Here is a 20,179-nt window from a genome sequence, read left to right on the forward strand (position 1 = left end):
GGCTCCAGGAGCTCCTTCTGCCTCGCCCCCTGGGCGGCCTGCGCAGGCCCAGCCCGTGGTCCTTGTGTCGACCTGCCGGTGAGCGGGTGGCCAACCGTGGCGCGCCGCGCGCCGTATGGGCGAGCGGGTGACGGGTAGGCGCCGTCGCATGGCTCGAATCGCTTCGGAAACACTGATCGAGAGGCTGGCCGAGTGGGGCGTCGACACCGTCTTCGGCCTGCCGGGCGACGGCATCAACGGGCTGATGGAGGGGCTGCGGCGGCACCAGGACAAGGTGCGCTTCGTCCTCGTCCACCATGAGGAGGCCGCCGCGTTCATGGCCGCCGGGTACGCCAAGGCCACCGGCAGGATCGGCGTGTGCCTGGCCACCTCGGGCCCCGGCGGGCTGCACCTGCTCAACGGCCTCTACGACGCCAAGCTCGACCACGCGCCCGTGCTGGCCATCACCGGCATGCAGGAGACGACCGTGCTGGGCACCGGCTACCAGCAGGAGGTCCACCTCGACAAGGCGTTCGGCGACGTCGCCGAGTACAACATGGTCATCTACCACCCGGCGCAGCTGCCGGCCCTGGTGGACATCGCCGTCAGGACCGCCTACGCCAGGCGGGGGGTGGCCCACCTGTCGGTTCCCAACGACATCCAGGTCGCCGACGCCGCCGCCGATCCGTGGAAGCACGTCGGCCCCGTACGCCCACCCAGGACCGCGCCGTGTTACCTGCCCGCCCCCGGCGTCCCGAGGCGGGAGGACCTGGAGCGGGCCGCGCAGGTGCTCAACGCGGCCGAGCGCCCTGCCCTGCTGGTGGGAGCCGGCGCGCTGCACGCCAGGCAGGAGGTGCTGGCCGTCGCCGAGACGCTGGCGGCGCCGGTGATCAAGACGCTCGTCGGCAAGGCGGTCGTCCCGGACGACTCCCCGTACACCACCGGCGGGCTCGGCCTGCTGGGCACCCGGCCGAGCGAGGAACTGGTGGAGGACGTGGACGTGCTGTTCATGATCGGCACGAACTTCCCGTACACCAAGCACCTCCCCGAGCCCGGCACGGCCAGGTTCGTGCAACTGGAGGTCGATCCGGCCCGCGCGGGCACCAGGGTGCCCACGGACGTGCCCATGGTCGGCGACGCCAAGGAAGGCCTCAGCGCGCTGCTGCCGCTCCTGGAGCGGCGCACCGACCTCCGTCACCTGGTGAAGTACCAGGAGAAGATGGACAAGTGGCGCCGCGAACTGCGCGCGCTGGAGAACCCGGAGCGCGACCCGATCGCGCCGCAGTACCTGGTGTCCGTCCTCGACGAGCTGGCCGCCGACGACGCGATCCTCGCCTGCGACAGCGGCACCGTCGCCACGTGGGCCGCCCGGCACTGGACGATCCGCGGCGACCGGCGGTTCTACCTGTCCGGCAACCTCGCCACGATGGCGCCCGGCCTGCCGTACGCCCTCGCCATGCAGCACGCCTTCCCCGGCCGCCAGGTGATCGCGTACGTGGGGGACGGCGGCTTCGCCATGCTCATGGCCGAGTTCCTCACCGCCGCCCAGCACGGGCTGCCGGTCAAGGTGATGATCAACAACAACAACGCGCTGGGCCAGATCCTGTGGGAGCAGATGGTGCTCGGCTATCCCGAGCACGGCGTGCGCTACGCCGAGCCCTGGGCCGACTACTCCTCCTGGGCGACGGCCTGCCACGGGTTCGGCGCCAAGGTCACCAGGCCGGGCGACCTGCGCGGCGCCGTCGAGCGGGCCCTCGCCCATGACGGTCCCGCGCTGGTCGACGTCGACGTCGATCCGAACGAGCCGCCCATGCCGGGCAAGGTGAGCTACCAGCAGGCCGTGAAGTTCGCCCAGGCGTTCGTCAAGGGCCAGCCGCATCGTGCGGCCATCGCCACCACGCTGTTCAAGGACCGCATCCAGAAGCTGGGCGACTGAGCCCGCTCGCCGCCCTGGCCGCTGGGCGGCTACCGCACGCGAAGGGGAGGGCCGGCTGCCCGATTCGGGTACCGGGATACGGGTTTCTCCCCTCGCCGGTCGTGCCGCCCGCGTCGCATGCTCGCCCGTGGACATGTCGTGCCAGGCATGCCGTACGCGCATCCAGCGGAGAACCGGGGGCGAACCATGTCGTACCGTCAGCGGAAACGGCCACCAGCGCGCACGCGGGACGGCGCCGCGTGAAACCGACGTCCCACACCGAGGTCCAGGCCCTCGCCGACGCGCTGACCCTGCGCGCCGGGCCGGCCGACGACGCGCCTGCCGCCTTCTGGATCCTGTCGTCCAGGCCCACCGCGGTGCCGATCGCCCGGCATCTCACCCGCGTCCGGCTGCACCTGTGGCGGCTCCCGGAGCTGGTGGAGGCCGCCGAGCTCCTGGTCAGCGAGCTCGTGACCAACGCCGTACGGCACGCCGGCGGCCATGTCCGGCTCACCCTGACGGTCGACGACGGCCTCATGCGATGCGAGGTCGAGGACGGCGGGCCGCTTCTCCTTCCCGCGGAGGGCTGGTACGGGCGCGCCCTCCTCGATGCGCTGGCCTGCTGCTGGGGGACCGGCCGTACGGACTCGGGGGAGGTCGTCTGGTTCGAGATCCCCACCGCGGACCGGACCCGGACGGAACCGGTCCGGGGATGACCGTGGCGCGGACAACGTCATGAATTGACCATAAATCCGGACATAAGGTATACAAATGGCAATACCCCTCCGCGGGGAGGGCCTCCTGTCTCAGCGTGCCTCCGAGTGGTCGCCGGCCCCCTCCCGATCCGCGCGCTGAGCCTTCGTTCCGGCCCTCCAGGAGGAACCTCCCCGATTCCGCCCGCCTCCGCCATCCCACCGGAAAGTCGCGCCATGAGCCACGACAGCAGCAGCGCACACGCCGTCTTCCAGTTCGACCTCACCGCGGACGAGACCCGCCGACGGGCCGCGGTCATGGCGGCGCTGGGAGCGAACTGGGACCCCCTGGCGGTGATGCGCGGGGAGGAGGAGGCGTACGCGCTCCTCTACTCGGGCCTCGACCGGCAGCAGCAGGAGACCTACGACATGCTCGTGGCCGCCGAGGTCCTCCCGCGGAAGGCGCCGGGCCGTGTTGCCGATTGACCCCCAGGCCGATCGGGGCCGCCGGGCATGGGTCTCCTGCCCCCGGTGCTTCGACGGCACCGACTGCGGGGACTGCCGCGGCGGACGCACCTGCGGGGTGCACTGGCGCTACCTGCTCGGCAACACCGGCAGCCGGCTGCACCTCCAGTGCCCCGGCTGCACCCACGTGTGGGATCACGAGACCCACTTCGGGGCGAGCGGCACCTCCTGACGGGCCGCCCCCGGCACTACCCCCACCCGCTACGTAGGTACCTACCCATGCCTTACGGGTACCCATACGGGGGTTTATCCCGTCTCGCTCGTGGCGCCGTGCGGTGCAGGCTGGTTCCAGACATGAGCTCAGCCGAACCCGAATGCCATGAGAGGGGTAACGAGCCATGTGCCAGCATCAACCGCCGTGTCCATCGGCGGACGCTCCGCACCACGACGCGGCCCGCCTGGTCGCCTTCCACCCGGAACAGGGCTGGGGGCTGCTGTGCAACGGGGTCGTCATCTTCGACGACTGCGGCGAGCTGCTGCCGGACGGCCGGAGCATCGCCATCGGACCTGTGCACTCCGGACACGCGGCATGAGGCTCATGACCCCCAACCGCTTCCTCGCCTTCGCCGACGGCCTGTTCACCCGCGCCGTGCCGGGCGAGCGGAGGGCCTCCTGGGTGCTGACGGCCACGTCGTCAGCCGTGCCCAGCGCCCGCCGCATGACGCGCGCCCGGCTGGTGCAGTGGGGGCTGCAGAACGAGGCGGCGGTGGCGGACGTGCTGGTGGGCGAGCTGGTGACCAGCGCGCTGCAGGACAGCGCCGACACCGTCAGGGTCACGCTCACCGCCGAGGACGGGCTCCTGCGCTGCGAGATCGTGCACGCCGAGCCCTCGGGACGGCGCGCCGAACGCGAACACCTCCTGCTGGCCCACCTGGCCTGCTGCTGGGGCACCGCCCAGACCGACGAGGGGAAGGTCGTCTGGTTCGAGCTTCCCGCACCGGGACTCATCTGAAGGGAACCGTGACCGTGCGCAAGACCCGGATCCGCAAGACGAGGAGGTCGGCCGACCCCCACGCCCCGGACCTGCGGACACCGTCGGGACGGCCGATGCCCTACTGAGCGACCGGCTGGGTGACCGCACTGCTGGGCGACCGCGCCGCCCGCGTGGCAGGGTGTCAGCCGGACGGCTCGTCGCCGGCCACGTGACCCTGCTCGGCCACCCAGACCGCGACCTGGGCGCGTGAGTGGTAGCCGAGCTTGCTCAGGATGCGTTCGATGTGCCCCTCCGCCGTCCGCTGGGAGATCACCAGGGCGGCGGCGATCTCCTTGTTGGTCAGTCCCTGCGCCACGAGGTGGGCGATCTCCGTCTCCCGCGGCGTCAGCGGCGCCGACTTGGCCGCGGCCGGCTGCTCGTCGCCCTGCTGCGGCCGGTCCTGGCGGAGGGCGTAGGCGAGCGCCTCGTCGTAGGAGAGCCGGGCACCGCGCTTGACGGCGGTCTCGAAGGCCGCGTCGCCGAGGGCCTGGCGCACGCTCTCCACGCATTCGTCGTGATAGTGGGACAGGTGCCCGAACCCCGACAGTGGTGCGCCGATCGCCTGCCAGACGGTCTCGAGGATGCCGAGCAGCTGGGCCGCTCGCCGGTACTGCTTCTCGGCGGTGGCGATCCACGCCAGCACCTCCAGGTTGATTCCCACTCCCAGCGGGTCGTCGAGCGCGCGGTTGAAGACCAGGCTCGTCGCCTCCAGCTCGGTCGCCCGCGCGAGGTCGCCCTGCCGCCAGACCTCCACGCCGAGCGCCATCATCATGTACGCCCGGTGCCAGCCCTCGCTGTGGGCGTCGCAGAGGGCCAGGCACTGGTCGCCCAGCTCGATGGCCCGCGGGGAGTCGCCGCGGAAGGAGTACGCCAGGGACAGCCGGATGAGGGCCAGCGCCGTGCCCACGGGGTCGCCGGCGGCGCGGTGCCCGGCCAGCGCGTCCTCGTAGCGCGTGATGGCGGACTCGGCGTCGCCCTCGTACATGGCGATCATCCCGCAGTAGAGCTCGACGTAGGCCAGGGTCGCGTCCAGCCCCAGCCGCTCGGCGATCGTCCGGCTCTCCTCGAGCATCGCCTTGGCCGCGGGGATGTCGGCCTGGATGATCGCCAGCCAGCCGGCGGTCCACAGCGCCCGTGCCCGCGCCTGGCTCGGTTCGGGCGCGGCGGCCAGCGCCCGGTCCAGCCAGCGCCTTCCCTCTCCCAGCCAGTAACCGCTGATCCAGTGGTAGAGCAGGTCGGCGGCCAAGTCGAGACCGGTGGAGACCTCCTCGGGATCGCCGAAGCAGTTCTCCAGCGCGGTGTGCAGGTTGGCGTGCTCCAGCCGCAGCCGGTCGAACCACGCCACCTGCGACGGGCCGAACAGCTGGGCTCGCGACTGCGCCGCCAGCGTGCGGTAGTGGTCGCGGTGCCGCCGTTGCAGCGTCGCCTGCCGGCCCGTGTCGGCGAGCTTCTCCATGCCGTACTGGCGGATGATCTCCAGCAGCCGGTAGCGCGCCCGCGACCCGTGCTCCTCCCTGATCAGGATCGACTTGTCCACCAGACCGCACACCAGGTCGAGCACCTCGTCGCGGTCGATGCCGTCGCCGGAGCAGACCGCCTCGGCCGCCTCCAGGTCCAGGTCGCCGGCGAAGACCGACACGCGGGCCCAGAGCAGCCGCTCCTTCTCCGAGCACAGGGCGTGGCTCCAGTCGATCAGGGCGCGCAGCGTCTGGTGCCGCGGCAGCACGGCCCGAGAGCCCCCGGTCAGCAGCCGGAAGCGGTCGTGGAGGCGCTCGTCCAGCTGCTTGACGGACAGGGCGCGCAGCCTGACGGCGGCCAGCTCGATCCCGAGCGGCAGGCCGTCCAGCCGCCGGCAGATCCGGGCGACGACCTCTCTGTTCTCCTCGGTGATGGCGAAGGACGGCAGGACGGCTCTGGCCCGCTCGGCGAACAGGCACACGGCGTCGCACCTGGCCAGCGACTCGATGGGCATCCCCGCGCCGTCGTTGTCGGGCAGCGGGAGCGTGGGCACCGGCAGCGTCTGCTCGCCGGCGAAACCGAGGGCCTCCCGGCTGGTGGCCAGGATGCTCAGCTCGGGCGCGGCGCGCAGCAGCGTCTCGGCGAGAACCGCGCACTCGTGCACCAGGTGCTCGCAGTTGTCGAGGATCACCAGGGCCTGCTTGTCCCTGAGGTGGTCGACGAGCACCTCCATGGGCGAGCTGAGGCTGAGGTCGCGGATCTCCAGCGCCTCGACCACGCTCTGCGCGAGCATGTCCGGGCTCTCCACCGTGGCCAGCTCGACGAACCACACCCCGCCGCGGAAGTCGCGGGCCACGTCGAGCGCCACCCGGAGGGCCAGCCGGGTCTTGCCGACCCCGCCGGCACCGGTCAGGGTCACCCCGCGGGACAGCGGCAGGCGCCGTTTGACCTCGGCCACTTCGTGCCGACGGCCTACGAAGCTGGTCACCTCTGCCGGCAACCTCGCCGTCTGCTGCCGTCTGGAGGCGCTCGTCGTCATGGGTTTCCTCGCCGGCTGCGTCGCCGCTGGAGCGCGGCTGTAGCCGTCATCGTTCAGGGTCGTGCGCAGGGCCTCAGCGGTCCGCACCCTCAGGATCCTTGTGGCCATTCATTACAGAACGGTAAAAGCATGCCGAAAATGGCCCAGGCGTAATCTGGGTTTCGTCGGCTCCCGTCCCGACGGCACGGGTGCCTCGACGGATCCGAGCGGGTGAGCACGCATGGGGGTGGCGTCCAAGGGTTCGCAAACGCGCGGGTTGCCGGCCGAGCTGACCAGCTTCGTGGGCCGTCGGCGCGAGATAGCCGAGGTCAAACGGCTGCTGGCAGGCTCCAGGCTGGTGACCCTCGTCGGCGTGGGCGGCGTCGGCAAGACCAGGCTGGCCCGGCGGGTCGCCGCCGACGTACGGCGCGCGTTCCGCGACGGCGTGTGCGTGATCGAGCTGGCCGCGCTGGAGTCGCCCGACCTGCTCGTCCAGACCCTCATCGAGTCCTTCGGGATCGCGGACCTGTCCACCAGACCGCCGATCGAGGTGCTGACCGGCCACCTGCGCGACAAGCAGATGCTGATGGTCCTCGACAACTGCGAGCACCTGCTGCACGAGTGCGCCGTCGCGGCCGAGACGCTGGCGCGCGCCGCGCCCGGCCTGCGGATCCTCGCCACCAGCCGGCAGGTGCTCGGCGTCGCGGGGGAGCAGACGATGGTCGTGCCGTCGCTGCCGGTGCCCGACGGCGACATCGAGCGCCTGTCGAGGGAGTCGCTGGAGCAGTCCGACGCGGTGCGGCTGTTCGTCGAGCGGGCCGGGGCGGTCGCGCCCGGCTTCGGGATCACCGACGACAACTGGGAGGCCGTGCTCCGGATCTGCCGGAGCCTGGACGGCATCCCGCTGGCCATCGAGCTGGCGGCCGTCCGGCTGCGGGTGGTCTCCGTGCACCAGCTGCTGGCCCGGCTGGAGGACCGCTTCCAGCTGCTCACCACGGGATCGCGGGTGCTGCTGCCCCGCCAGCGCACGCTGCGCGCCCTGATCGACTGGAGCCACACCCTGTGCACCGAGCAGGAGCAGCGGCTCTGGGCGCGGCTGTCGGTCTTCTCCGGCAGCCTCGACCTCGAGGCGGCCGAGCGCGTGTGCGCCGGTGACGGCGTCGCCGCGGAGGAGATCGTCGACCTGGTGTGCGGCCTGGTGGACAAGTCCATCCTGATCAGGGAGGAGGACGGCGCCCACGCGCGCTACCGGCTGCTGGAGACCATCCGCCAGTACGGCAGGGACCGGCTGCGCGAGGCCGGCCAGGAGGACACACTCAGACGCCGGCACCGCGACTGGTACCAGGACCTGGCGGTCCGGGCGCACCACGCCTGGTTCGGCCCTGACCAGGTGAGCTGGTACGCGCGCCTGCGCACCGAGCACGACAATCTGCGAACCGCCCTCGACTACTGCCTGACGGTTCCGGGACAGGCGGCCTCCGGCCTGGTCATCGCCGCGGCGCTGCGGTTCTACTGGATCGCCTCCGACTTCCCGCAGGAGGGCCGGAGCTGGTTCAAACGCCTGCTCGCCGCCGACCGGCGGCCGACCCCGGTCCGGGCCCGTGCCCTCTGCGTCGAGGCGCGGCTGGCCGTCCTGCAGAGCGACTTCGCGACGGCCGCGACCCTGCTGGGGGAGGGCCGGCACCTGGCCCGCCGGTTCGACGACCCGGCGACCATGGGCGCCGCCATGTACGTCGCCGGCCTCGCAGCCCTGCTCCAGCGGGATCTGCCCAGCGCGCTGACCCTCCTCGGAGGGGCGCTGGACCACAGCCGCAGGACGGGCGACGCGATCGGCGTCGTCAACTCGTTGATCTATCTGGCCACCGTGCACTCGCTGCTCGGCCAGTCCCGCAAGGCGGTCGACAGGTTCGAGGAGTGCCTGGCGATCTGCGAGCCGCGCCGCGAGAACTGGTTCCGGTCGTACGCGCTGTGGACGTACGGGATCGAGGTGTGGAAGCAGGGTGACACGCGGCGGGCGGTCGCGATGGAACGCGAGGCCGTACGGCTCAAGGAGCCCTTCGACGACCGTCTGGGCATCGCGCTGTGCATCGAGGTCCTGGCCTGGACGAGCTGCGGCGACGGCGAAGCCGAGCGCGCGGCCCTGCTGCTCGGCGCGCTGCGGGAGATCTGGCGCTCGTTCGGCGGGCCGCTGTTCGGCTACCTGGCCGACCACCATGACGCCTGCGAGCTGGCGACCAGGAGGACACTCGGCACCAGGGCGTTTGAGACCGCCCTGCGCAGGGGCATGGGGCTCACCCTGGCCGACGCGCTGGAGTACGCGATGCGGGAGGACCGGCCGGCGGGCGGGGCCCGGCCGAAGTCCTCACCGCTGACCCGCAGGGAGATGGAGATCGCCCGGCTGGTCGCGCAGGGCATGAGCAACAAGGCGATCGCGGCGGCGCTGATGATCGCGCAGCGTACCGCGGAGGGGCACGTGGAACACATCCTCGGCAAGCTCGGCTTCACCTCGCGCGTCCAGATCGCCGCCTGGGTCAGCCGGCAGGAGCAGGAAGGCGACGAGCGGGGCCCGGCCGGAGGCTCGCCGTGAGCCCGGCCGAGCGCGCACGCGCGGCCACGACCGACCCGCCGGCGGAGGCCTCCAGGTTCGTCGGGCGGCGGCACGAGGTGGCCGAGGCCCGGCGGATGCTGTCCCGCACCCGGCTGCTGACCTTGACCGGAACGGGCGGCGTCGGCAAGACCCGGCTGGCCTTCAGGGTCGCCGAGTCGCTGGAGCGCGCCTACAAGGACGGCGTGGAGGTGGTCGAGCTGGCCACCCTGGAGGCCGGTGACCTGCTGGCGGCGACCGTGGCCGCGGCGCTGGGGCTTCGGGACGTCGGGCCCGATCCGGCGACCATGCTGGTGGACTACCTCGCGGACAAGCGGATACTGCTCGTGCTGGACAACTGCGAGCACCTGCTCGAGGACTGCGCCCGCCTGGTGGACCTGCTGTTGCGCGGCGCGCCCCGGTTGCGCGTCCTGGCGACCAGCCGCCAGGCCATGGCGGTCGGCGGCGAGCAGGTCATGGTGGTGCCCTCCCTGTCCGTGCCGGACGACGGCGCCCTGCCGCCACGCGACATCGCCAGGCACGATGCCGTACGGCTGTTCATGGACCGCGCGGCGAGCGTGTGGCCTGGCTTCTCCCTGGACACGGGCAACGCGGCCGCCGTGGCGCGGCTGGCCCGGCGCCTGGAGGGCATCCCGCTGGCGATCGAGCTGGCCGCGATGCGGCTGCGCACGGTGCCCCTGGAGCAGCTCACCCGTGAGCTGGAGGAGCGCTTCGACGTGCCGGCGGAGGGCAGCCCGAGCGCGCTGCCACGCCATCGGACGCTCCGCGCGACCATGGACTGGAGCTTCGAGCTGTGCTCACCGGCCGAGCAGCGGCTGTGGGCGCGGATGTCGATGTTCGCCGGCGGGGCCGACCTCGACACGGCCGAGGCGGTCTGCGCGGGCGACGGGATCGACCCCGTCGAGGTCATCGATCTGGTGGCCGGGCTGGTGGACAAGTCCGTCCTGGTGACCGAGCACGGGGAGGCCGGGGTCAGGTACCGCATGCTGGAGAGCATCCGCGCCTACGGCGCGGAGCGGCTGGAGCCCGGGGAGGCGACGGCGCTGCGCGGCCGGTACATCGACCACTACCGTGACGTGACGGAAGGACGGCGGATCGACCGGCTCGTTCCCGACCAGCTCGACCGTTACCGCTTCCTGGGCCGCGAGTTGCCCAATGTGCGCGTCGCGCTCGAACTGTGCCTGAGCGCGCCGGGCACGGCGGCGACGGCCCTCGACATCGCCTCGTCGATGTGGAGCTACTGGATGCTCGCCGGCTCCCCCACCGAGGGACGGTACTGGCTGCGGCGCGGCCTTGACCAGGTGCCCGGCGAGGGCCGCACCCGAGCGATCGCGCTGTGCACGGACAGCATGCTGGCCCTGCGGCAGGGCGACCTGGACGCGGCGACGCCGAGACTCGAGGAATGCCGAGCCATGGCACAGCTGGCGGGCAACGAGAGCGTCCTGCCGCTCGTCCTGCGGGCCTCCGGCCTGGCCGCCTTCTCCACCGGCGACGCGCGACGCGGCCAGGCGCTCATGGAGCAGGCCCTGGCCATCCACCGCGCCGCCGGGGACCTCGCCGGCGTGACCGTCGACCTCTACTACACGGCCGCCTACGGCTCGATGGAGGACCCGGCGCGAGCGGCGGTGATCGGCGAGGAGGTGCTGGCGCTGTGCGAGGCCCATGGCGCGATCCTGTGGCGCGCCTATGCCCAGCTGTCGCTCGCCATCGCCGCGTGGAACCTGGACGACTGGCACCGCGCCGAAGCGCTGGCGAGCGAGGCCGCCGAGTTCACCAGGGAGGTCAACGACCGCTGGGGCCTGACCCAGTGCCTGGAACTGCTGGCATGGACGGCCTGCGCCAGGGGCGACCACCGGCGGGCGGCCCGGATGCTGGGGGCGGCGCACACGTTGTGGCAGGCGGTGGACTCCTCGCCGACCCGGCTCTGGTACCAGGCGACATGGCACGAGCGCTGCGTCGAGCGAACCCGCCAGGAGCTGGGGGAGCGGGAGTTCGCCGCGGCCTTCCGCGACGGGGCCAGGCAAGCCCTGACATCGTGCCGCTCTTGACGGCGCCCGCGCGGCTCGGCTGACCGGCCGCTCCTGAGGGTGCCCGCGCGGTCCGGCTGACCGGCCGCATCTGACGGCGCCCGTGCGGCCCCGCGGACCGGCCGCCGCGCGGGCCCCGGCGCGAAGGGCATGGTCAGCCGGTGGGTCGCGGTCGTACGGTGGAAGACATCCGCATACGGCTCGGGCCGTGGCAATGCGCGATCGAGTAGAGACCATGTCCGAGAATCCCGTCACTCCTCCAGAGGAGGAGCTCGCGACGCTCCGCAAACGTCGCGCCCATCTGCGCCGCGCCGCCGAGGAACTCGACCGCGCCCTGGCCGCCCCGCCGGCCGGCCGGGCCGCCGAGTGGGCGCATGAGCTGACACCGGTCCTGGCCAGGATGCGGGAGGCGTTCGACGCGCACATCTCGATCGTGGAGGGGCCCGACGGGCTCTTCGACGAGGTCCGTACGGCGGCGCCGCGGCTGGACGGCATGCTGCGCCGGCTGCACCGGGAGCATCTCGAGATCGCCGCGCAGCTCGCCGCCGCGGAGGACGAGCTGGCGGCGCCCGGCGACGAGCCGGCCGTGGAGCGGCTGAGGCAGCGGCTGACCGCGGTGGTGACGGCGCTGGGCCGCCACCGGCGGCGGGGGGCGGACCTGCTCTACCAGGCCTACGAGATCGACATCGGCGGCGAGTGACGTGCCGTCTCAGCCGAGCCAGGTGGTGATCTGGCCCATGGCGTTGGTGGCCCAGCCGAGCTTGAGGTGGTTGAGGGGCAGGGTCACGGCGGCGGCCCGGTTGGCCACGCCGTCGGGGGCGGCGCAGCTGGCGACGAACACCGCGCCGTCCGACGGGCCGGTGTGCTCGTTGTGCAGCAGCGCCATGTCGGGAGAGTTGCCGCAGAGCTGGTAGACCGGCACACCCGCCGGGGTGCCGGCGTCGATCAGCGGCCTGACCAGCGAGCCCCTGTCGATGGCGTACTGGATGCCGCGGCCTGCGGTGTAGAAGCCGGTGCCGCCGTAGTAGGTGGTGTACCAGTCCTGCTCGGCGGCGGGCAGCGGGTAGACGTCGTCCCAGCGGTAGAGCATGTCGTCCGAGCCCGGGTAGGCGTCGCCCTCGTAGCTCAGTTCGGGGTGGTTGCGCCAGAGGCCGTAGCAGACCATCTGGGTGTGCGGGGCGGGCGCGTTCAGCGACCCTCCGCATTCCGGAAATATCGCGAAATCGTGGGTCCAGCCGTGCCGGTAGCCCCAGTCGAAGCCCTTGTTCGGACCGCCCACGAGAACGAGCTTGCGCACGTCCCCCGCGTAGGCCGTGCCCCACGAGCGGCGCAGCGACGAGACGTACATGCGCGCGTTGAACGCCCCCTTGGACCAGCCGATCACATCGACCTGGGCCGCGCCCGTCTTGGCCTTGATCCGCGCGATGGCGTCGTGGATCTGCTCCGCCCAGTAGTAGCCGTCGCCCGTGACGTGCGGGAAGCCGATCGCGAACACCTTGTAGCCCTGGCCGCTGAGGTGCTGCATGAGTCCGGTGGTGGGACAGCTCGCCTGGCCGCAGCCGTACGAGCCGCGGGCGTTGGGGTTGGCCCAGGCCAGGTCGGCGGTCTGGTTGGCGCCGTGGACCAGCAGCACGGGGGTGGCCTTGGCGCCGGTCTGCCAGCCCGGCGCGTGGTACAGCAGGAACCGCGACGCGTGCGGGCGGGCGACGTCGCCGAACAGCCGCCTGGTCTGGCCCGTGTGGTCGCCGCGGCCGTCAGGGGGATAGGTCTCGGCCTGGAACCCGCTGGAGGCGTCCCGGTAACGCTCGACCTGCGCCCAGCCGTTCTCCAACCCGGTCGTGTAGGTGGCCTCCAGCGTGACCGGTCCGGCCACGGCCGCCGCGGGCGCGGCCGGCGCCGTGAACACCGCTGTCGCCACCAGCGCTAAAGCGGTGGCGGTTCGTCCCCAAGGACGTCGCATCATCTCACATCTCCCAGAACCGATCGTGCAGGGACAGGTGAGCTCATCTCGCCGGATCGAGGCGGCCGGGTCAATGTGGGCCGGCGCCATGTCCGCGTCCGTGGCCGTGGGTGCGCGACATGCCGATCACGCTCAGACGTAACGGGAGTTCACGCGCGCGCGACCATCGGGAACCACAAATTTCCCAATCGTCGCTCTTGTCAGACAGTTCACCACTGATCAATTATTGGCCCGTCAGCGGGAGGCGATCGCGGACCGATGACGAGGCGATGACTTCACTTCCTCCGACCGCTGTCCTCCACTTTGTTCTGCCCTCGTAGCAATACTCCAGCGAGCCCGCCACCCGGCGTTCTCGCTGGTTGCCATGCCTTCATCGAGACTCAGGGAAAGGAAGGCGGAATGGGCCAGAATTCAACCGTCCGAACCATTGACAACCAGCTTTTAACGCTTGACATCGACGGTGTGGAGCAGGACGATCTCCACGCCTGGACGGGCCACATCCGTTACACCCCCCGGTACGGCGTGCGCGAGACGACCGCCGACGTGTGGGCGCTGGAACTGGCCCCGAAGTCGTCGCTGGGCGTGGGCGTCTCCTCCGTGCGCGGCCGGGAGCGCGAGCGTTTCTCCCTGGCCGGCGGCGAGGTCGTGATCTACGACTGCGAGGACCCCTCGGACGCGCGCTGGGCGACCTGGCTGGGCCCGTGGAACATGGCGCACGGCCTGTTCTACGCGCCGGAGTGGGAGTCGGCCGACGTGGTGGCGGTCTTCTCCAGGCTGCAGTGGACCGACACGCCCGAGGGCCTGGTCGCCACGCCGAACCGGCGTTTCGACCTCCAGCAGGCGGTCTACCTGCAGACCGTGGCCGGGGTGGGAACCATGCAGGTGGAGCCGAAGCGGCTGGCCGCCGGCCAGGTCCCCCGCTTCCGCGGCTTCTCGGCCCCCGCCGGCGAGGTGTGGCGGGTGCCCAGCTCCGACGGGCAGGACCGCGAGACCCTGCTGATGGTCACCGACACCGCGGTGATCAGGGTGAGCCCGTGGGACGCCCCACGCAAGGGTCTGCCGGCCGCCAACGGGGTGGCCAAGTCCGGCGGCGGCACGCCGGAGGCGGCCGCGGAGTTCCTCACCAAGGTCAAGCGCGTCACCTGGGGAGCGTGAGGAGTGGACCCGATCACTGCGGCGGTGGTGATCCTCTTCGTCCTCGTGGCGCTCACGTTCGCGGCCGGGGCCGGTCTCTACCGGCGGGTGCGCGAGCTGGAGCTGGCCACGTACAAGGGCGTGGGGATCCGCGTCGCCGCGGGCGGCGAGGAGCGCACGGGGATCGGCCGTCCCGGCCAGACCACCATCGCCGTCAAGGTCAACCGCCGGTGCCCGATCTGCGAGGACGTGCTGCTCGCCGTCGGGAAGCTGGCGGCCGACCTGCCCGAAGGCGTCGGCTTCACCGTGGTGTCCGACGACCCGGGCTTCGACAAGGAACTCCCCGAGTCCGTGCAGGTCATCAGGGATCCGCAGGTCTGGCGCTCGATCACGGTGCCCTACGTGCCCGCCGTGCTCGTCGTGGACGAGCAGGGGTTCGTGGTGCACACGACGCCCGCGGGCTCAGGGGAGATCGTGCCGGAGACAGTCGAACGGGTGATCGCCCGGCGAAAGGAAGCGAAGCTGTGAAGAACCTCTCCCGTCCCTCCATCCTCGACCAGATCCCGAGCGTCGCGGACGAGCCGGAGTCGCCGGAACCGTCCAGGTACGCCGTCACCGAGCAGCGCTGGAGCCGCCGCCGGCTCTTCGGCACGGTCGCGGGCGTCACGGTCGCCGCCGGGCTCGGCGCGCTCGACCTGCTTCCCTGGTCCAGGCCGAGGGCGGCGATGGCGCTGACCGAGTGGACCGACGGCTGCCACGGCTACTTCAACTCCTCCACCGTGTGCACGCCCTCCACCGCGTACTACGGCAGCGACAACTGCTCGGGCAGCTGGCACAAGAACCAGGGCGGCTCGGGCACCTGCTACAACTACCGCTACACGCCCAACGAGACCTCCTGCGGCGGCCGGAACGCCTGGCGATGGACCGGCAGCGTCGCCCGCCGCAAGTGCTCCGACGGCTGGTACGAGTACCACGACTGCGGTGGCGGCAACATCTCCCGCTTCTCCATCTGCCGGACCGCGATCTGACGCATGCGGACCCTGAATCCCGCCACCCGCCTGCTGGTGCCCGCCATGGGCCTGGTCGTCGCGGCGGAGGCGGCGACGCTGAGCGCGTTCGCCTCCGGCTTCGACGTGCGGGGCTTCACCTGGCTCGTGGCGGCCCTGGTGGCGGGCTTCTCCCTGTCGGGCTCGGTTTGAAGCCTCAACAGCGCCTGGGTGCTGTCCTCGTCGGTCCGACGGGGTTCTGATGCCGCCGGCTTCATCGCCGGCCTGTTCCTCGGTGCGTTCCCCACCGCGTTCGCCTTCATGGTCATCGGCTCGGTGGTGCGCTCGCCGCTGCCCGTGATCGCGTGCCAGGTTCTCGCCGGCCTGGCGGCGGTGGTGTTCCTGTTGCGGGAGTTCCACGTCTTCAGCTTCCCGCTGCTGCAGAACGCCCGGCTGGTCCCGCAGTTCGTCGCCCACACCCCGGTCTGGGGCGCGGTGCAGTTCGGCGCGGAGATGGGCACGGGAATGCGCACCTACTCGCCGACCGGGTTGCCGCACATCATGGCGATCTCCCTCTTCCTGCTGGGCTCGTGGTCCGACGCGCTCATGGCGGGGGCGGGGTTCGCCCTGGGCAGGGCGCTCATGCTGCTCACGTTCCTGCTGGCACGGGACAAGATGCGCGCCGACACCGCGTTCGACTTCGCGCTGCCGAAGATGACGTGGCTGTTCGCCCTGATGTTCGTTCCCCTGGTCGCGATCCTGGTGGCGGCATGACGCTCCTTGTCCTCCGGTACGGCCTGGCCGCGATCCTGGCCGTGGCCGTGCTGGGCAAGGCGCGACACTTCGCCGCCTTCCGCGGCAGCCTGGGCGGGTACGGGCTGTACGGCCCGCTCGCCTGGGCGGGCGCCTTCACGGTCCTCGCCGTGGAGGCGCTCGCCGCGGCCCTCGCCGTGTCCACGGTGGACGCCGCGCTCGTCGGCGTCGTGGGCACCGTGCTCGGCACGATCTTCACCGGCCTGCAGGTCCACCTGCTGGCCACCGGCAACCGGGCGCCGTGCCTGTGCTTCGGCACCGCGGCCCCGGTGTCGGCCACCTCCCTGGCGCACGCGGCCGTCGTGCTGCTGGCCGGGCTGGTGCTGCTGCTGGCGGGGTGAGCCGCCGCGGCTAGCCCTGGTCGAGCTCGAAGGCACGGGCGACGAGCTCGTAGGAGCGCAGGCGGTTGGCGCCGCCGTACACGCCGGTGGTGATCATCAGCTCGTCCGCCTCGGTGCGGTCGCGCAGCGCGGTCAGGCCGGCGCGGACCTCGTCGCCGGTCCCCATGACGACGTTGCGGAGATAGCCGTCGACGAAGCTCCGCTCGACGTCGGTGTAGGGGTGGGCCGCGGCCTCCTCGGGGGAGGGGACGGGGCTCGGCCGGCCGCGGCGCAGCCGCAGCATGGCCAGCGCGATCGTACCCGCCAGGCGCAGAGCCTGCTCGGAGGTGTCGGCGGCGACGGCGCTGACCCCGATCATGGCGTACGGCTTGTCGAGCCACTGCGACGGCTGGAACCTCGTGCGGTACAGCTCGAGCGCGGGCTCGGTGTTCTCGGCGCTGAAGTGGTGGGCGAAGGCGAAGGGCAGGCCGAGCATCCCGGCGAGCTGGGCGCTGAAGCCGCTGGAGCCGAGGAGCCAGATGGGCGGCCGGTCGGCGTTGAGCGGGTAGGACTGCAGGCCGGCGGGCGCGTCGCCGTCCAGGAAGGCGGTCAGCGTGGCGACCTCCTCGGGGAAGGCGTCGGCGTCGCCCCTGCGCATCGCTGCGGCCGTGGCGGGATCGGTGCCGGGCGCCCGGCCCAGGCCGAGGTCGATCCGGCCGGGATGGAGCGCGTGCAGGGTAGCGAACTGCTCGGCGACGATCAGCGGCGGATGGTTGGGCAGCATGACGCCGCCCGAGCCGAGCCTGATGGTCTCGCTGTGGGCGGCCAGGTGGGCGATCAGGACCGCGGGGGCGGAGCTGGCGACGCTCGGCATGCCGTGGTGCTCGGCCACCCAGTAGCGGTGGTAGCCCCAGCGCTCGGCCCGCCGTACGAGCTCGGTGCTGGTCCGGAGGGCGTCGGCGGCGGTGCCGCCCGCGCTCACGGTCGCCAGGTCGAGGATGGACAGCGGCACGTCGGCCCGGCCGCGGGCGGGGCCCCTGATCTGATCGGTCATCTTCCGGGCAACCCGCGGGCCCCGTGCGTCTATTCCACCGCCCCTGCCGCGGGAACGGCCGAGCCCGCCCTCAGCGCAGGGAACGGCCGAGCTCGCCCCAGCGCAGGGAACGGCCGAGCCCGCCCCCTGCGCTGGGGCGGGCTCTGTCCAGGGAAGCGGAGCGGCGGCGGCCACCCGGGGGCCGGTGGCCGCCGCACGGAGGGGGCGGCTACGGCCTGTTCAGCCCGAGGGTGTAGGAGCCGGAGCCGGAGTAGGCGTGGACCCGGTACCTGTAGTAGCCGGCGGTGCCGTTGTAGCTGATCGACTCGTCGGGGTTGGCGCTGTCGCTCTTGGCCACCTGCGCCCACGAGGAGCCGTTCCACTTCTCCAGATAGAGGTCGAAGTCGACGCCGCTCGGACCGTCGAGGCAGCCGGCGTGCGTGCCGGACACGGTCGACTGGTAGGAGGAGTTGTTCGGCTGGTACTGGTTCTGGCCGCTGGTCAGCGAGCCGTTGAAGACCTCGCGGTAGTTCTGGCAGCCGGTGGGCGGGTTGCCGCCGCCGGTGACGAGGGTGAGCCCGTAGGCCGAGAGGATCTCGTTGACCGGCTGGAAGTAGGTGGTGCCGCCGGAGGAGCAGTTGCCCGACCCGCCGGAGGTCACGCCCTGTGCCTGGTTGCCGGAGATGTACGAGCCGCCGGAGTCGCCTGGCTCGGCGCAGACGCTGGTCCTGGTGACCTCGCGCACGGTGCCCTGCGAGTAGGTGACGCTGGTGTTGAGCTGCTGGACGGTGCCGCAGTGCCAGCCGGTGGTGGAGCCGGCGCGGCAGACGGAGGAGCCGACGGGGGCCACGGTCGAGCCGTTGACCGGGATGATGCCGGCGCTGTAGCCGTTCACGACGCCGACGGGGGTCCAGCCGGTGTTGACCTCGACCCACGCGTAGTCGTTGCCGGGGAAGGAGGAGCCGCGGAAGGTGCCCTGGGCCTGCTGGTTGGCGCCACGGGTGGTGGCGCCGACGGTCCCGCAGTGGCCCGCGGTCACGAAACCGCCGTTGGTGCCGGCCTTGGTGACGGAGAAGCCGACCGAGCAGCGGGAGCCGCTGCCGATGTAGTAGGCGTCGCCGCCGCGGATGTCGGCGTACGGCACGGGCTGCTCGCCGGACTGCTCGACCCGGACGAGCGCCTTGTCGGCGCCGCTGGCCGCGATGAAGGCCTCGGCCTCGGCGGGCGCGGAGGACAGGATCACGACGCTGTTGGACCGCACGTCGACGTACCAGACGGGAGCGGTCTTGGGAGCGCCGGCCGCGGCCTTGTCGAGGGCTTCCTTGGCCGCGTCGAGCTGGGCGAGCGAGTGGGTGACGACCTTGAGCCGCGCGCCGGACAGGCGGCGCTGGGCGGCGTCGGTGGTGGCCACGACCAGCGCGCTCTCGGGGCCCTCGACCCAGGCGCCGGCGAACTGGCCGCCGAGGCGCTTGGCGAGCCCCGCGGCGGTCTGCGCGGCCCGTTGCTCGTTGGCCAGGCGCGTGAGCGCCTGCTCCCTGGTGAGGTTCAGGTCGCGCTGCATGGCCTCGACCATGCCCTTGGGCGGGTTGACTTCGGCGGGGACGGAGGCGATGGCCGGGGTCGTGGTCAGCGCTAAAGCGCCGATCGCGATGGCGACCAGCGCACGGGTGCGGCGAAGCATGCGGTCTCCTTCGCTTGCTGGGGGTGCCGTCACCGTAACGGCGTGCGACCAGCGCGAGGAGATATCAGTTGCCCCCTATCGCGGTGTTATGGGGAGGTGCCGAAGCCGGGGTTGCGGAGGACCCATTCGTGGTAGACGGGGCTGCGCCGTACGGCGTCGGCGTGGGCGGCCTTGGCGTGCGCGGCCATCCATGACGCGCCGGGCGCGCCCGGGTGGTGGCCGAGCATCTGGCGCCAGCGCAGGGGCGCGCCGGCGATGGGCACCATGACGAGGCCGGAGGCGAAGGGATGGGTGGCCTGGCACAGGACCACCGCCCGGCCGACCTGGGCGAGATGGACGCAGGTGGCCACGTCGGTCTCGTACATCGTGCTGGGCGTGAAGCCGGCGCGCGTGCACGCGGCGGCGAAGCAGTCGCCGAAGCAGCCGTCGCCCGGGGTGACCGCCCACTGCTCGCCGGACAGGTCGGACAGGGTCAGCTCCTTCTCGCCGGCCAGCCGGTGATCCTGGGCGACCATGACGAAGACGGGATCGACGCCGATGGTCTGCCAGGCGATGTCGCCGTCGGGCACCCCGTCGCCGCACGATCCGGCCAGCACGTAGTCGAGCCTGCCCTGGGCCACCATGGCGGCGAGCTCGCGCGACGACCAGGAGGTGTAGGTGGAGACGGGCCCCGCGGCGGCCAGCCGGTCGACCAGCCCGCCCAGCACGGGCCCGTTGGTCGCTCCGATGCGGTAGCCGACCGCGGTGGCGTTGGCGAAGCGCACGGCTTCGTCCTGCAGTTCCTGCGCCGCGGGCAGCAGCACGCGGGCTCGGGAGAGCACCAGTTCCCCGAGGGGGGTGGGCCTGGCGCCGTAGCGGTCGCGCTGGAAGAGCGCGCCGCCTAACGCGCGTTCGATGCGCTTGAGCTGGGCGGTCAGCGCCGGCTGGGCCACCCCGAGCCGGGTCGCTGCCTTGCTGACGCTGCCCGACTCCGCGACCGCTCGAACGATCTTGAGGTGCCGGAGCTCGAGGTCCATACCGGGAAAGTAAAACCACCATCACCTCCTCGCAATCCCCGGTT

General features: G+C 72.1%; 20 protein-coding genes. 15 read left to right on the forward strand and 5 right to left on the reverse strand.

The genetic code is table 11. From position 1 onward, the window contains the following. The first annotated feature begins 148 nt into the window (after positions 1 to 148). The 6 genes from ACWENQ_RS03990 (at position 149) to ACWENQ_RS04015 (ending at position 4,063) form a co-directional block, all read left to right on the forward strand. Positions 149 to 1,915, forward strand: a complete 1,767-nt coding sequence (locus ACWENQ_RS03990; protein WP_452412826.1) for a thiamine pyrophosphate-binding protein — start codon at positions 149 to 151, stop codon at positions 1,913 to 1,915. A 239-nt stretch (positions 1,916 to 2,154) separates the two neighbouring features. Further along, positions 2,155 to 2,610, forward strand: a complete 456-nt coding sequence (locus tag ACWENQ_RS03995; RefSeq protein ID WP_449916461.1) for an ATP-binding protein — start codon at positions 2,155 to 2,157, stop codon at positions 2,608 to 2,610. A 213-nt stretch (positions 2,611 to 2,823) separates the two neighbouring features. Then, positions 2,824 to 3,072: a DUF6400 family protein gene (locus ACWENQ_RS04000; RefSeq protein WP_449916458.1), complete on the forward strand. Its 249-nt coding sequence runs from the start codon at positions 2,824 to 2,826 to the stop codon at positions 3,070 to 3,072. Beyond that, positions 3,059 to 3,283, forward strand: coding sequence for a hypothetical protein (locus ACWENQ_RS04005; protein ID WP_354913121.1), 225 nt, complete (start codon positions 3,059 to 3,061; stop codon positions 3,281 to 3,283). Before ACWENQ_RS04000 ends, ACWENQ_RS04005 begins: the two co-directional genes overlap by 14 nt. 166 nt (positions 3,284 to 3,449) lie before the next feature. Then, positions 3,450 to 3,644, forward strand: coding sequence for a DUF5999 family protein (locus ACWENQ_RS04010; RefSeq protein WP_449916454.1), 195 nt, complete (start codon positions 3,450 to 3,452; stop codon positions 3,642 to 3,644). Beyond that, positions 3,641 to 4,063 (forward strand): hypothetical protein, encoded by a 423-nt coding sequence (locus ACWENQ_RS04015; RefSeq protein WP_452412827.1) that lies wholly within the window; start codon positions 3,641 to 3,643, stop codon positions 4,061 to 4,063. The genes ACWENQ_RS04010 and ACWENQ_RS04015 overlap by 4 nt, the downstream gene beginning before the upstream one ends. A gap of 163 nt (positions 4,064 to 4,226) precedes the next feature. On the opposite strand, the gene ACWENQ_RS04020 is transcribed toward ACWENQ_RS04015, so the two are convergent. Continuing rightward, positions 4,227 to 6,530, reverse strand: a complete 2,304-nt coding sequence (locus ACWENQ_RS04020) for an ATP-binding protein (RefSeq protein ID WP_452412828.1) — start codon at positions 6,528 to 6,530, stop codon at positions 4,227 to 4,229. A gap of 271 nt (positions 6,531 to 6,801) precedes the next feature. Between ACWENQ_RS04020 and ACWENQ_RS04025 the strand changes: the two genes are divergently transcribed. From ACWENQ_RS04025 to ACWENQ_RS04035, 3 genes are all read left to right on the forward strand, one after another. Further along, positions 6,802 to 9,147 carry an ATP-binding protein gene (locus ACWENQ_RS04025; protein WP_452412829.1) on the forward strand — a complete coding sequence of 782 codons (2,346 nt, stop codon included), beginning with the start codon at positions 6,802 to 6,804 and terminating at the stop codon, positions 9,145 to 9,147. Continuing rightward, positions 9,144 to 11,213: an ATP-binding protein gene (locus tag ACWENQ_RS04030; RefSeq protein WP_452412830.1), complete on the forward strand. Its 2,070-nt coding sequence runs from the start codon at positions 9,144 to 9,146 to the stop codon at positions 11,211 to 11,213. Before ACWENQ_RS04025 ends, ACWENQ_RS04030 begins: the two co-directional genes overlap by 4 nt. Positions 11,214 to 11,427: 214 nt before the next feature. Then, positions 11,428 to 11,892: a hemerythrin domain-containing protein gene (locus ACWENQ_RS04035; RefSeq protein ID WP_449916445.1), complete on the forward strand. Its 465-nt coding sequence runs from the start codon at positions 11,428 to 11,430 to the stop codon at positions 11,890 to 11,892. Positions 11,893 to 11,901: 9 nt separating this feature from the next. Here ACWENQ_RS04035 and ACWENQ_RS04040 read toward each other — a convergent pair whose 3' ends face one another. Beyond that, a complete protein-coding gene (locus tag ACWENQ_RS04040) occupies positions 11,902 to 13,155 on the reverse strand; it encodes an esterase/lipase family protein (protein WP_452412831.1) in 1,254 nt (417 codons plus the stop codon). A gap of 459 nt (positions 13,156 to 13,614) precedes the next feature. On the opposite strand from ACWENQ_RS04040, the gene ACWENQ_RS04045 reads away from it, so the two are divergent. Genes ACWENQ_RS04045 through ACWENQ_RS04070 form a run of 6 tightly spaced genes read left to right on the forward strand, consistent with a single transcriptional unit; the run spans position 13,615 to position 16,426 of the window. Beyond that, entirely contained in the window at positions 13,615 to 14,307 is a 693-nt protein-coding gene (locus tag ACWENQ_RS04045) for a hypothetical protein (protein ID WP_354913105.1), read from the forward strand. A 3-nt stretch (positions 14,308 to 14,310) separates the two neighbouring features. Further along, positions 14,311 to 14,814 (forward strand): hypothetical protein, encoded by a 504-nt coding sequence (locus ACWENQ_RS04050; protein WP_449916438.1) that lies wholly within the window; start codon positions 14,311 to 14,313, stop codon positions 14,812 to 14,814. Next, the gene (locus ACWENQ_RS04055) at positions 14,811 to 15,314 is read left to right on the forward strand and encodes a hypothetical protein (protein WP_449916435.1); all 504 of its coding nucleotides are present in this window, start codon (positions 14,811 to 14,813) and stop codon (positions 15,312 to 15,314) included. The genes ACWENQ_RS04050 and ACWENQ_RS04055 overlap by 4 nt, the downstream gene beginning before the upstream one ends. A gap of 3 nt (positions 15,315 to 15,317) precedes the next feature. After that, positions 15,318 to 15,485 carry a hypothetical protein gene (locus ACWENQ_RS04060; protein WP_354913102.1) on the forward strand — a complete coding sequence of 56 codons (168 nt, stop codon included), beginning with the start codon at positions 15,318 to 15,320 and terminating at the stop codon, positions 15,483 to 15,485. Between the two features lie 18 nt (positions 15,486 to 15,503). Next, the gene (locus ACWENQ_RS04065) at positions 15,504 to 16,046 is read left to right on the forward strand and encodes a hypothetical protein (RefSeq protein ID WP_354913100.1); all 543 of its coding nucleotides are present in this window, start codon (positions 15,504 to 15,506) and stop codon (positions 16,044 to 16,046) included. Next, on the forward strand, positions 16,043 to 16,426 hold the full coding sequence (locus ACWENQ_RS04070; RefSeq protein ID WP_354913098.1) for a MauE/DoxX family redox-associated membrane protein: 384 nt from the start codon (positions 16,043 to 16,045) through the stop codon (positions 16,424 to 16,426). Before ACWENQ_RS04065 ends, ACWENQ_RS04070 begins: the two co-directional genes overlap by 4 nt. 10 nt (positions 16,427 to 16,436) lie before the next feature. On the opposite strand, the gene ACWENQ_RS04075 is transcribed toward ACWENQ_RS04070, so the two are convergent. The 3 genes from ACWENQ_RS04075 to ACWENQ_RS04085 all read right to left on the reverse strand — a co-directional run bounded on the left by ACWENQ_RS04075 (position 16,437) and on the right by ACWENQ_RS04085 (position 20,135). Next, entirely contained in the window at positions 16,437 to 17,459 is a 1,023-nt protein-coding gene (locus tag ACWENQ_RS04075; protein ID WP_452412832.1) for an LLM class flavin-dependent oxidoreductase, read from the reverse strand. A gap of 208 nt (positions 17,460 to 17,667) precedes the next feature. Further along, positions 17,668 to 19,119 carry an alpha-lytic protease prodomain-containing protein gene (locus ACWENQ_RS04080; protein ID WP_449916430.1) on the reverse strand — a complete coding sequence of 484 codons (1,452 nt, stop codon included), beginning with the start codon at positions 19,117 to 19,119 and terminating at the stop codon, positions 17,668 to 17,670. 86 nt (positions 19,120 to 19,205) lie between these two features. Further along, positions 19,206 to 20,135, reverse strand: coding sequence for a LysR family transcriptional regulator (locus tag ACWENQ_RS04085; protein WP_449916427.1), 930 nt, complete (start codon positions 20,133 to 20,135; stop codon positions 19,206 to 19,208). Between the last annotated feature and the right edge of the window lie 44 nt (positions 20,136 to 20,179).

Source organism: Nonomuraea sp. NPDC004354 (assembly GCF_053602555.1).

What these genes read in the sequence shown, in the direction of transcription:
- ACWENQ_RS04035 (WP_449916445.1), top strand. Translation starts at nt 11,428, where the DNA reads ATGTCCGAGAATCCCGTCACTCCTCCAGAGGAGGAGCTCGCGACGCTC.
- ACWENQ_RS04015 (WP_452412827.1), top strand. Translation starts at nt 3,641, where the DNA reads ATGAGGCTCATGACCCCCAACCGCTTCCTCGCCTTCGCCGACGGCCTG.
- ACWENQ_RS04025 (WP_452412829.1), top strand. Translation starts at nt 6,802, where the DNA reads ATGGGGGTGGCGTCCAAGGGTTCGCAAACGCGCGGGTTGCCGGCCGAG.
- ACWENQ_RS04070 (WP_354913098.1), top strand. Translation starts at nt 16,043, where the DNA reads ATGACGCTCCTTGTCCTCCGGTACGGCCTGGCCGCGATCCTGGCCGTG.
- ACWENQ_RS04010 (WP_449916454.1), top strand. Translation starts at nt 3,450, where the DNA reads ATGTGCCAGCATCAACCGCCGTGTCCATCGGCGGACGCTCCGCACCAC.
- ACWENQ_RS04085 (WP_449916427.1), bottom strand. Translation starts at nt 20,135, where the DNA reads ATGGACCTCGAGCTCCGGCACCTCAAGATCGTTCGAGCGGTCGCGGAG.
- ACWENQ_RS04060 (WP_354913102.1), top strand. Translation starts at nt 15,318, where the DNA reads ATGCGGACCCTGAATCCCGCCACCCGCCTGCTGGTGCCCGCCATGGGC.
- ACWENQ_RS03990 (WP_452412826.1), top strand. Translation starts at nt 149, where the DNA reads ATGGCTCGAATCGCTTCGGAAACACTGATCGAGAGGCTGGCCGAGTGG.
- ACWENQ_RS04075 (WP_452412832.1), bottom strand. Translation starts at nt 17,459, where the DNA reads ATGACCGATCAGATCAGGGGCCCCGCCCGCGGCCGGGCCGACGTGCCG.
- ACWENQ_RS04080 (WP_449916430.1), bottom strand. Translation starts at nt 19,119, where the DNA reads ATGCTTCGCCGCACCCGTGCGCTGGTCGCCATCGCGATCGGCGCTTTA.
- ACWENQ_RS04000 (WP_449916458.1), top strand. Translation starts at nt 2,824, where the DNA reads ATGAGCCACGACAGCAGCAGCGCACACGCCGTCTTCCAGTTCGACCTC.
- ACWENQ_RS04040 (WP_452412831.1), bottom strand. Translation starts at nt 13,155, where the DNA reads ATGATGCGACGTCCTTGGGGACGAACCGCCACCGCTTTAGCGCTGGTG.